10 protein-coding genes are annotated in these 12,138 nt (G+C 45.1%); 1 reads left to right on the forward strand and 9 read right to left on the reverse strand.

Annotated features, from left to right (window positions below):
• Window positions 1-209: 209 nt before the first annotated feature.
• Entirely contained in the window at window positions 210-2,897 is a 2,688-nt protein-coding gene (gene adhE, locus L4C35_RS04735; protein ID WP_428461789.1) for a bifunctional acetaldehyde-CoA/alcohol dehydrogenase, read from the forward strand.
• 78 nt (window positions 2,898-2,975) lie between these two features.
• On the opposite strand, the gene L4C35_RS04740 is transcribed toward adhE, so the two are convergent.
• The 9 genes from L4C35_RS04740 to L4C35_RS04780 form a co-directional block, all read right to left on the reverse strand.
• Window positions 2,976-3,668 (reverse strand): SDR family oxidoreductase, encoded by a 693-nt coding sequence (locus L4C35_RS04740; RefSeq protein ID WP_428461790.1) that lies wholly within the window; start codon window positions 3,666-3,668, stop codon window positions 2,976-2,978.
• A gap of 285 nt (window positions 3,669-3,953) precedes the next feature.
• On the reverse strand, window positions 3,954-4,463 hold the full coding sequence (locus tag L4C35_RS04745; protein WP_428461791.1) for a VC2046/SO_2500 family protein: 510 nt from the start codon (window positions 4,461-4,463) through the stop codon (window positions 3,954-3,956).
• A gap of 104 nt (window positions 4,464-4,567) precedes the next feature.
• Complete coding sequence (locus L4C35_RS04750; RefSeq protein WP_428461792.1) at window positions 4,568-5,734, reverse strand: MalY/PatB family protein; 1,167 nt, start codon at window positions 5,732-5,734, stop codon at window positions 4,568-4,570.
• 125 nt (window positions 5,735-5,859) lie between these two features.
• The gene (locus tag L4C35_RS04755; protein ID WP_428461793.1) at window positions 5,860-6,837 is read right to left on the reverse strand and encodes an alpha-L-glutamate ligase-like protein; all 978 of its coding nucleotides are present in this window, start codon (window positions 6,835-6,837) and stop codon (window positions 5,860-5,862) included.
• Window positions 6,838-6,840: 3 nt separating this feature from the next.
• The gene (locus tag L4C35_RS04760) at window positions 6,841-8,346 is read right to left on the reverse strand and encodes an inactive transglutaminase family protein (RefSeq protein ID WP_428461794.1); all 1,506 of its coding nucleotides are present in this window, start codon (window positions 8,344-8,346) and stop codon (window positions 6,841-6,843) included.
• A 13-nt stretch (window positions 8,347-8,359) separates the two neighbouring features.
• Window positions 8,360-9,133 carry an ATP-dependent zinc protease family protein gene (locus L4C35_RS04765; protein ID WP_428461956.1) on the reverse strand — a complete coding sequence of 258 codons (774 nt, stop codon included), beginning with the start codon at window positions 9,131-9,133 and terminating at the stop codon, window positions 8,360-8,362.
• A gap of 169 nt (window positions 9,134-9,302) precedes the next feature.
• Window positions 9,303-10,277 carry a tRNA 5-methoxyuridine(34)/uridine 5-oxyacetic acid(34) synthase CmoB gene (gene cmoB, locus L4C35_RS04770; protein WP_428461795.1) on the reverse strand — a complete coding sequence of 325 codons (975 nt, stop codon included), beginning with the start codon at window positions 10,275-10,277 and terminating at the stop codon, window positions 9,303-9,305.
• A 15-nt stretch (window positions 10,278-10,292) separates the two neighbouring features.
• A complete protein-coding gene (gene cmoA, locus L4C35_RS04775; protein WP_428461796.1) occupies window positions 10,293-11,021 on the reverse strand; it encodes a carboxy-S-adenosyl-L-methionine synthase CmoA in 729 nt (242 codons plus the stop codon).
• 218 nt (window positions 11,022-11,239) lie between these two features.
• Window positions 11,240-12,130, reverse strand: coding sequence for a DUF72 domain-containing protein (locus tag L4C35_RS04780; RefSeq protein ID WP_428461797.1), 891 nt, complete (start codon window positions 12,128-12,130; stop codon window positions 11,240-11,242).
• Window positions 12,131-12,138 lie beyond the last annotated feature (8 nt).

A 12,138-nucleotide genomic window follows, 5' to 3' on the forward strand; every position in this document is an offset into this window, starting at 1 on the left:
GGATTTTGACAATTTATACCTCAAATGGGTTACAAGTGATCTGAATCAATTTCTTTCGAGGTGTGAAATAATATAATCAGTTTTGAAAGCAATTTACTAAGTATGAGTGTTGCAGCGATGTAATGGAAATTCGTTGCTGTTTCAAACTCAAATAGGATTTGAGACGTATCCTTACTAAAAAGTTTTCAATATTAAGTTAGGAGTTAACTATGCCTGTAACAAATATGGCTGAACTAGATGCAATGGTTGCACGTGTTAAAGCGGCTCAGAAAGAGTTTGCGACTTTCTCTCAAGAGAAGGTAGATGCAATCTTCCGTGCAGCTTCCCTAGCGGCTAACAATGCGCGTATTCCTCTAGCTCAACAAGCTGTTGCTGAATCTGGTATGGGTATTGTTGAAGATAAGGTTATTAAAAACCACTTCGCTTCAGAATTTATCTACAACAAATATAAAGATGAAAAAACCTGTGGCATCTTAGATGAAGATGACAACCTAGGTACAATGACCATCGCAGAACCAGTAGGTATTATTTGCGGTATCGTACCGACAACTAACCCAACATCTACTGCAATCTTCAAATCTCTAATCTCTCTTAAAACACGTAACGCGATTATCTTCTCGCCACACCCACGTGCTAAAAACTCAACAAATGATGCTGCTAAGCTAGTACTAGACGCTGCTGTTGCTGCTGGTGCACCAAAAGACATCATTGGTTGGATCGACCAACCTTCTGTTGAGCTTTCTAACGCGCTAATGAAGCACGACGATATTAACCTTATTCTTGCGACTGGTGGTCCAGGTATGGTTAAAGCGGCTTACTCTTCAGGTAAACCAGCTATCGGTGTAGGTGCAGGTAACGTTCCTGTTGTTATTGATGAAACTGCTGACATCAAGCGTGCAGTAGCATCTGTACTTATGTCTAAAACATTCGATAACGGTGTTGTTTGTGCTTCTGAGCAAGCAGTCATCGTTATGGATGAAGTATACGACGAAGTGAAAGAGCGTTTTGCTTCTCACAACGGTTATGTACTGTCTAAGTCTGAAGCTGAAAAAGTACGTAAAGTACTACTTATCAACGGTGCACTAAACGCAGATATCGTTGGTCAGCCAGCAACTAAGATTGCTGAAATGGCAGGCGTTAAAGTACCAGCTGACACCAAAATCCTTATCGGTGAAGGTGAAGAAGTTTGTGTTGAAGACGAATTCGCACATGAAAAACTATCTCCAACACTTGGTATGTTCCGTGCGTCTTCTTTCGAGAACGCGGTAGACCAAGCGGTTAAAATGGTAGAGCTTGGCGGTATCGGCCACACATCTGGTCTTTACACTAACCAAGATGTTAACGCTGACCGTATTCGTTACTTCGGTGACAAACTAAAAACTGCACGTATTCTTGTAAACATCCCAACTACTCACGGTGGTATCGGTGACCTTTACAACTTTAACGTAGCGCCTTCTCTAACGCTTGGTTGTGGTTCATGGGGTGGTAACTCTATCTCTGAGAACGTAGGTCCTAAACACCTTATCAACAAGAAGACAGTAGCGAAGCGAGCTGAGAATATGTTGTGGCACAAACTACCAAAATCTATCTACTTCCGTCGTGGTAGCCTTCCAATCGCAATGAGCGATTTAGAAGACAAGAAACGTGCATTCCTAGTAACTGACCGTTTCCTATTCAACAACGGCTATGCAGACGAAGTTGTATCACTACTGAAAGCACAAGGTATCGAAGTTCAAACTTTCTTCGACGTAGAAGCGGATCCAACGCTATCTGTTGTTGAAAAAGGTGCTGAAGCGATGAAGAGCTTCCAGCCTGACGTTATTCTAGCGCTTGGTGGTGGTTCACCAATGGATGCTGCGAAGATCATGTGGGTAATGTACGAGCACCCAGAAACTCACTTTGCTGAACTAGCAATGCGCTTTATGGATATCCGTAAACGTATCTACAAGTTCCCTAAAATGGGTAAGAAAGCTGAGCTTGTATGTATCACTACTACATCTGGTACGGGTTCTGAAGTTACACCATTTGCCGTTGTTACCGACGACAAAACGGGCGCAAAATACCCACTAGCTGATTACGAGCTAACGCCTCAAATGGCTATCGTTGATGCGAACCTAGTCATGAACATGCCTAAGTCGCTAACAGCATTTGGTGGTTACGATGCAGTTACTCACGCACTAGAAGCATACGTATCTGTTCTTGCGAACGAATACTCAGACGGTCAGGCACTTCAAGCACTTAAGATGCTAAAAGAATACCTACCATCAAGCTACGCGAACGGTGCTGCTGACCCAATCGCTCGTGAGAAAGTACACAATGCTGCGACTATCGCGGGTATCGCGTTTGCGAATGCTTTCCTAGGTGTGTGTCACTCAATGGCGCACAAGTTGGGTGCTGAGTTCCACATCCCACACGGTCTAGCTAACGCACTGCTTATCTCTAACGTTGTACGTTACAACGCGAACGATAACCCAACGAAACAAACTGCGTTCTCTCAGTACGACCGCCCACAAGCACGTCGTCGTTACGCAGAAGTTGCTGACCACCTAGGTCTATCTCACGAAGGTGACCGTACAGCTCAGAAAATTGAGCGTCTACTAGCTTGGTTAGAAGAACTAAAAATCAACCTAGAGATCCCATTGTCTATCCAAGCAGCGGGTGTTCCAGAGGCTGATTTCTTAGCGAAACTAGACGAACTGTCTGTTGAAGCGTTCGATGACCAATGTACAGGTGCTAACCCACGTTACCCACTAATCAGCGAGCTGAAAGATGTTCTAACAGCGGCTTACTACGGTAAAGCATACGTTGAAGGTGAGACGTTTGAAGGTACAACTGTAATCAAAAAGTCAGAGCCAGCTAAAGCACCAAAAGCAAAAAAAGAAAAAGCGAAAGCTTAATCTTGATTGCTAGCACACTGTAATGTTTAAACCCGCCAATTGGCGGGTTTTTTTATATGTGGCGATTATCGTTATATTCTATATTTCTGCTTCTAATATCCGACCGTTGAAATAGTCATTGGTCACAATATATTCTGCGCTTCGTACAATTTCATACTGCAAATGTTGGTTTATTACGTGGTTGGTTGAACAATCACTACAGTCGCAACCTAGCGTAATAGGCACAACCCCACCGACACGGATATTAAAATCTGAGAGCTCTTTCGCCCAACTTTGTGTTAAGCCTGACACCATGGCTTTAGTGCTATCAAAATTGAGGAGCTGATCGCTGTCTTGGGGTTGAGTGATGAGATTGACAATGACGCCTTTGCGATTACAACTTCGCATGTAGTGCGCTGCTTGTTTGCCAAAAGCAAAAAAAGTCGTTGCGAGCTCAATCATGGAGTGACTGAATTTGTCTACGGAAGCGGGTGAGAAAAGGGCTGGTAATTCAGCCCCTAAAGTGTAGTTGATCAAAACGTCAATCGAACCAAATCGCTGGTTAATTGAATCGAAGATGTGTTTAATACTGGCCTCATCTTGTTGAGCCAGATTATAGGCTTCACACTGAGCCCCGCAGGCTTTACATGCTCGGTAGGTCTGATCCAGCTGGACTTTATCTATGTCAACAAGCGCCAATTTTGCTCCCAGCGAAGCAAAGTGCAGTGAAATGGCTTTACCTATTGGGCTACCTGCGGCAGTGATCAGTATGACAGATTGCACAATTTCCATGGCGACCATCCGTATTAATGACTATTGAGTTCTTGAGTGAGTACGTATTTATACGCTTGACTGCTATAGGCGATTATTTGTACATACTTTTAGAAAGTGAATTGTTATGTATAGCATGACGCCTAGAGTGACTTGCTATGGTCGAAAGCTGCATTTAATACAACAAGACTTTGCAGGTCATGCTCAAATGTTAGTCAATTGTGTCAGTGATAAAGAGGGATATCTACAAAGGTATGATTAGGGTCACTAAAGACGGTGTCATTCAGGATGGATGTTTGAAGAGGGTCACGCTGCGTGATGCATTTCGGCAAAGCGTTTAGCATGGACCAGCGATAAGTATAAGTCTTGTGGTGAAACTTGGAGCTTTGCTTCTTCAGCTGGTGGCAAGCGGCGTCGTTCATGGCCCGATAAGTTGTGGTACAACTCTTCGGGCATGCCTTTGGTCCCTTGTGGTGGGAAAGTCAGGGCCGCTGGCTGTAACTCATGTAAAAACTGTGAACTACGTAAGCCACCGCGATGGAAAGCATCTGCTTGCAAAGCCGCACGCTCGTAACAATGCTCGGTACTTGTTAGCGGCTGAGGACGAGCAAGTTCAAAGTGTTCACGAAGCTCTTCTTCTGTTTTTCCTTCGGCGGGGGGAAGCTCCGTCGGGGTCTTTTCCAAATAATCCGGCGATAGCATGGCAAGCATCAAGGCGAAGTCAGATCGGCGACCCGTTTCAACCGCGTGGTTGAGTTGGTTACCTAGCTGTACTTCGTTTATCAGCAGCGCTTTGTCTAACGTATGGATTTGCATCTGAATAAAAAGAGGCTCTGTTATGTGATACCTCTTTTATCGGATGACGAATTGAATTCTTTAATGTTTTTTATTAAAACCTGATGGTTTTCTTTTCCGCGACTTTATTCTGGCTGAGCACTTAGCTGGGTAATGGCTGTTTTCATTCGATTCAGTGCTTCAACAAGTAACGCACGGCTACAGGCAAAGTTAAGGCGAACAAATTGCTTATTACCAAAATCGGCACCGGGTGACATACCCACGCCAGCTCGTTCAAAGAAGGTGTGTGGGTTTGGTACGGGAAGGGCGGATGCATCAATCCAAGCTAGATAGGTCGCTTCGATGGGATGAAGTTTGAGGTAAGGCATTGCGTTAATTTCAGCCGTGAGTAGCGATCGGTTTTCCTGTAAATAGCCAATTTGCTGAGTGAGCCAGTTTTCACCATACTCATAAGCCGCTTGTGCAGCGGTATAAGCAAGAGCGTTAACATCAGGAACAATGCCGAGTTTGGTTTTATTGAACCGACGACGAAGTTCTGGGTTAGGAATAATGGCCATAGAGGCGCCAAGGCCCGCAATGTTAAAGGTCTTACTTGGGGCGATCAAGGTGACGCTACACTGTGCGGCTTGCTGGTTTAAACTGGCAAATGGGATATGCCTTGCGTGTTCATCGAGTATTAAATCACTGTGGATTTCATCTGAACATACTATCAGGTCGTGCTGTTGTGCAAATGCCAAGGTTTGCGCTAATTCTTGATGGCGATAAACGGTTCCCCCTGGGTTTAAGGGATTACAAAGCAGCATTAGTTTGGTGTTCGTGGCGAGCTCTGTCTGCGATAAGTCTGGCAGCCAGCGCTGATCCTGCAAGGTCACAGGCATGGTTGATAAGGTGCGCTTTGCCAATTTTATCGATGACATGAAAGGGGGGTAAATTGGCTTGGGTGTCACTACACCTTGCTGATCATCGGTAAATGCACGGACACATAAATTTATGCCACAGACTAATCCGGGTAAATACACAATCCATTCTGGTTCTATCTGCCAATTAAAGCGGGTGGACATACGCTCGACAATTAGCTGGGTAAGGCGTTCAGGGGCATGACTATAACCAAAAATCGCATGGTCTACGCGTTGGTGAAGCGCCTCGGTAATTGCTGTCGGTACGGCAAAGTCACTGTCAGCAATCCACATAGGAAGTATGTCTTGGTCTGCGTATTTGCTCCATTTAATGCTATTGGAGTGACGACGTTCAATAATAGGATCGAAAAGAGGGTGACTCGGTAGCTCAGGCATAATCAAATAGCTATGTGAAAGAGGACAGTAATAGCAGTATAAGGAAAGCGTGGCATAAAAAAACAGCCCTGATTATTTATCAGAGCTGCTTGCGTTCACATTATGTATTAACGAAGGCTTTAGCGTTACTTCGCCATTGGCTTTACACCAAACTGATCTGCGGCATAAGCAACGCGTTCGGCTGGTGTTGGAATATCATTAGGGGTGCCCATGTGTTCAATGTGCTGCAGGCGAGGTAATAAGCCACAGCCGTTGGCAATTTGAATCGCTAAACCAGGACGAGCGTTTAATTCTAGTACCATAGGGCCTTTGGATTTATCGAGTACCATATCGGTCCCCATATAACCAAGACCTGCCATTTCCCACGCACTCGCAGCGAGAGTCAGCAACCGGTCCCAATTAGGTACAGCGAGCTCACTCAACAAACGTCCTGTGTCAGGGTGGCGTTCAATCGGTTGGTTGAACTGTACCGCGCGAACGGCTTTACCTGTCGCGATGTCGATACCGACACCCACCGCACCTTGGTGTAAGTTTGCTTTACCATCAGATGCGGCTGTTGAGCAACGCATCATCGCCATTACAGGGTAGCCTTTAAACACAATCACCCGCACATCTGGCACACCTTCGTAGCTGAAGCCGTCAAAAACATCATCAAACTGAATCAGGTTTTCAATCATAGCCACATCATTTTTGCCCCCTAGCGAGAACAGTCCCGCTAAGGTGTTAGTGATGTGACGCTCGACATCTTGCTTTGAAATTTCAGCACCTGATGGTTTGGTGTAGACACCGTCTTTATGTTTGACGATAACGAGGATGCCTTTACCACCAGAACCTTGGGCGGGTTTAATTACAAAGCCCGGCCAGTCTTTTACCATGTCGTGGACGCGTTTTACATACACTTGGCTATCGATAACACCAATCAGCTCAGGTACGGTAGCCCCTGCTTGTTGTGCGATCTTTTTAGTCTTGAGCTTGTCATCCACAAGAGGGTACAAGCTGCGGTCATTGTAGCGTCCAATGTAGCTATGATTACGCTTGTTCATGCCCATGATGCCACGGTCACGAAGCCTGAATGGTGAGGTAAACTGTGACAATAAAGACATAGCTTAGTCCTCCGTTAGGGGCTTAAAGCGGCGTAATTCACTTAAGCGGTAGCCTGTGTAGTTACCTAGCATCAAAATAACAGCCAGAATAATTAACTGCACACCGATAAAGTTGAATGTTAAGTGGCGAATGACTTCACTGGTCATAGCTAAGTAGACTAAAATCGCGGTTAGCAGTGAACCACCACCTTGAATAAAGACTTCTTTCGCCCCTTCTTCTTCCCATAGGATCGACATACGTTCGATAGTCCATGACAAGATGATCATCGGGAAGAAGGTAATGGTAAGTCCTTCAACTAAACCGATCTTAAAGGCGACAACGGTAAATACCGAGATAATCATAATGACCGTGATGATAACCGCGGATATTCGGGCGACGAGCAAGAGATTGAGCTTCGAGAGGTAACTTCGAATGATCAAACCGGTACCGACAATCAACAAGAAGCCAATAATACCTGTGACTAATTGGGTTTGCACAAAGGCCACCGCAATCAAGACTGGCATGAAGGTTCCTGAGGTTTTTAAGCCAATAATTACGCGAAGGAAGACCACGATAAGCGCACCAATTGGTACTAGCATGATGGTTTTGAACATGGCTTGTTCTTCAACCGGCAAGCTGTGGATCGAGAAGTTAAGTAGATCTTCTGCTTTTACTTTTTCGCTGGTGGCGCGTTGTGGGGTGATATCTTGCGCGATGATAGAGAAACTCACATTTGAGTTACGACCACCGACAACATCGAGCATGGAGTGACCTTTTTGGTTCCATACTAAGACGTCTTCCGGTTTACCTTCTTCGCCTGTTTGTGGATCAAACAGCAACCACTGTTCGCCATTCCATACTTCGACTAAGGGGTTAATGCTTTGACGACGACGACCATCTTCAAGCACCAGCCCACCGACCATTCGCGCATGGATGCCTTCCAACGATAGTAAGCTGATAATGGCATCTTCACGGCTCAAGTTATTGAGTAGCAAGGAGGCATTTTGATTTTGCTTATCGTTAAATTGCTTAATAAGCTCGCGTGTTAGCGTCAGATTATCTGAAGACAGAGTACGCGCTTGATCGAGTAGGGCCGTCGCAGCAGTTTGTTGTGGATTATCTAAACTCACGGCTGCCGTCTCACCTTTAGGCGGTGATTGGTCAAACTGCGCTTGGTCATCAACCAGCATTTGTGTTTTGTAATAGAGGATTTGCTTGCCGGTGGCTTCTCGAATTGACCACTCAGCACGTCGGCCTTTATCGGTATCGATCAGTGCCACACCGTAACCTGGTGAAGAGGTACTTTCATCGATAAGCGTAAAGCCTTTCTGCGTTTCTGGCGCAGCCATTGATACTTTGACAGGATCGCCAATAGCATCGAATTCTACGCGCGCTTCAAGCTCCCAAAGTGCACGCTTCTCTCCTGGCGTCCATGGTACACCATACACTTCATGACGGTATTGGCTAAGGCCAACACCCGCAATGATGAGCAGGGTGACGAGAAAATAAAAAGGTATTCTTGATGTCATGACATCCTCATCATTATCGTTGTGTTAGTTGTTCGGGTTCGTCCTTGCCTTGAACATATTTTTTACCGACATCAACAAGAGCGATATCTTTAAAGAATTCTCGCCCAAGTAAAACTGGGTAGGTCATTTGTGTTCTGTCTGCGAGTGTAAACTGTGCTTTCTCGTGTAATGAGCCTAATTGAACCCAAGCTTCGATCACAGGGCGACGAACCGCTTCTTGGCTAGTTGATTGACGGATTTTCACCCAACGCAATACAGGAGCCTCAAATATTTCAGGTTCTTCGGCTACCTCAGTGAGCTGATGGTTCAAATTAAAGCGCACCCACTCTTTGCCGTTACGTTCAAAAACTTGTAGGTCAACAGCATTTAGCGAGGACGTTGTTGCACCTGAATCAATACGCGCTTTAAAGTGAGATTGCACAGAGTCTAACCACACCCATTCTTCTTCACCTAGAATCGCTTTACCGTGAGCAATCTTAGGGTTTGGTGCTTCCATTTGAATCGGTACGACCTTTTTAGGTTGTTCAGTCACGATTTGTTGAGGTTGAATAATAGTGCGGATAGGTGCGTTATTAACTCCCTCTGATAATGATAATAGCTCTTTTTCTAGATTTGCAATATGTTCATTTTGTTGATCTATTTGATCAGACATTGTTAAGAGCTGGCTATTAACGTTGACTTCCATTGCACTAATAGCTTGTAGGGTTTTTTGATGCTGTTCAGGCTGATTTAGCGCACATCCAGAAAGCAAGGCGAGGGCCAATAAGGGAAAACTACGGCGAAGCATCATATCTCCGGTAAATAATTATTGTTTTTCTATAAACGACGCTAGTTTAGCGTACAAAAGGGGGAGCGAATAGCACCCCAATGTCAGTATGAAGTCATCTTTTAATCATTTTGTTATTAATGCGAAGGCAGGTAGGCAACAAATAACCAAAAAATGACTTTATAGTGGTTTAATCTGGGTTTCGAGCCACCAAGACTGCACGACGTGGTGCTGGGTAACCTTCCACCGTTTTACTTGGGTCATTCTGATCTAAGTATTCAGGTAGTGAGTTATTGGTCATCCAATCAGTAGATCGCTGCTCATCGGTGGTGGTGACATTTTCGTCAACAATACGTACATCAACAAAGCCACATTTTTCCATCCAGACCTTCAGTGCTTTAGCTGATGGGAAAAAGTAGACATTATGCATTTGTGCGTAACGGTGAGTCGGGACTAATACTGTGTTTTCATCACCTTCGATCACCAAAGTCTCAAGAATCACTTCACCATCTTTACGAAGTTGATTTTTTAACTGCATGATATGGTCTAGTGGTGAGCGGCGGTGATAAAGCACCCCCATGCTAAATACGGTGTCGAATGCTTTCAGTTCAGGTAGTTCTTCAATACCAAGAGGAAGTAAGAATGCGCGCTCATCGTTGCCCATTAGGCGGCGAATAGCTTCGAACTGTACTAAAAATAGGTTTGATGGGTCGATACCAACGGTGAGTTTTGCACCTTCACCTAGCATGCGCCACATGTGGTAGCCATTACCACAGCCAACATCTAGAACGGTTCGGTTTTTCAGTGGTGAAATGTGTGGTAATACACGATCCCATTTCCAATCAGAGCGCCACTCAGTATCGATATCAATACCGTGCACATGGTACGGGCCTTTACGCCACGGGTGAAGCAAACGTAGTAGGCTTTCTAAGCGCTTTTGTTCGCCATCCGCAATACCGTCTTCATAAGAAACACTGACGGCGTTCTTAATATCTATGGTATCGGGTTTATCGGTCGGGAATTTTTGCAAAGCACGTGTCCAACGACCCATATCACCGTGTTGTGCACGTTCCCATTCATCAAGTTGTTTTGGCAGTGTGTTAAGCCAAGGGCGTAGCGTCTCGTGTTGTGCGATCAGCTGATAAAATTCTGAAAAACTAAACATGTGTAACTTAAAACCTTATTTAATCGCAAACATAGAGCCAAAGTTGAAGCACTGGAACCAGACTTCAGAGCTGCTAAAACCAATGTTTGCGAGACGTTCGCGGTGAGTATCAATACTGTCTGGGCGCATCACGTTTTCAATCGCACTGCGTTTTTGGCTGATTTCCAACTCGCTGTAACCATTAGCACGTTTAAAGTCGTGGTGAAGGTCTATTAATAACTCGTTCGAACAATCGTCTTCAAAGATGTATTTTTCCGAAAGGATCAATATGCCGCCAGGACGAAGGCCTGCATAGATCTTTTCAAGTAACTGTTGGCGGTCGTGCGGTGAAAGGAACTGCAAGGTAAAGTTCAGCACTACAACAGAAGCGTCAGTGATCTCAATTTCACGGATATCGGCTTCAATCACAGTCACTGGGGTGTCTGAACGGTATGCGTCAATATGTAAGCGGCAGCGTTCAACCATCGCAGAAGAGTTATCCACGGCAATAATGGCACAGCCTTCTTGTTGAATATGACGACGCATAGATAGGGTTGCAGCCCCTAATGAACAACCAAGGTCGTAAATATTTGAATGCGGCTTTGCAAAACGTTCAGCAAGCATGCCAATCGCCGATATGATGTTGCTGTAACCCGGTACAGAGCGTTGGATCATATCAGGGAAAACTTCAGCAACGCGGGCGTCAAATGTGAAGTCCCCCATCTTTTCAATCGGCGCTGCAAATATATTGTCGTGGCCAGCCATTCTCACGAACCTCTTAAACTTTAGGAAATGGTATGCATAATGCAGTTAGCCTGAATATAAACAGGCACGAGGCATGATCCATCATCCTCTAAAAAGGCGCGTATTGTAGAAAAAATGCGGCCGTTTGTCTTTAGGGATTTTTGGAGAGGGCAAAACCCGTGAAAGCCATAATTTAGCCGCGAACTTCTACCAACCTGCAATATAAAGAAGGGAAGTTGTCAGATGAGCTTAAACTGCGGATTTGGTTCGGCTTTGGGTAGCTCAACATTGGGAAAATCTGTTTCAGCCATTTTGAGTTGAAGCTTCTTATACAGGCGAGTTGCCAGTTCGGGGGCATGATTATTATCTGGGGTATGAATAAACAGATAAGGCTGCTTCCCATCATTTATCCATTTGGGTAATCGACATAACCAATTGGCAAAGAAAGCATCATTACTTGAATCTTCAGGGTGACCAATAAAGCGCACCATAGGCGAGTTGCTGGTGGCGATGGCATGAACGGGGACTTTGGGCTTTTTCTGATGCGCATCAATAACCGCTTCCGTGGTAGGCGGTGCGGCAAATACGGGGCGGCTATCCATAATAATGCGATTAGCATGGTGCGCGATGAGTAACTGGTTCAGTGCTTTTTCTTCTTCTCCTTTAGTAAAAAAGGCTGGGTGGCGTACTTCAACGCCAATAGGATAATGCTTGGGTAAACGACCAAGAAAAGTCGCCAGTAGTGGTAGGTGCTGAGGCCCGAAATGCGCAGGAAGCTGAATTTTCCACAGTCCGATTTTATTTTCTAGCGGCGACATCACACTAAAGAAGTCCGTGATCAGTTGATCGCAATGTTGTAATTGGTGCTGGTGGGTAATGGTTGAGGGTAGTTTGAAGGTGAAGCGAAAATCATCGGGCGTAGCATCGTGCCACTTCTTCACTGTGGTACTTGCAGGCGTAGCATAAAAGGTCGTGTTGCCTTCAACTGTAGAGAACACTTCGGCATATCGTGCCAAGCGGTCATTATTTTTACAGCCGCTGCCATATAACGAAGACTGCCAGTGGTTATGTGACCACATGGCTAAACCTAGCCGAATAGGGAAGTGATGTTCGGTTGAAGCGGCTAACATATATTTTC

It is taken from the genome of Photobacterium kagoshimensis, from assembly GCF_050337045.1.
GTDB lineage: Bacteria > Pseudomonadota > Gammaproteobacteria > Enterobacterales > Vibrionaceae > Photobacterium > Photobacterium kagoshimensis.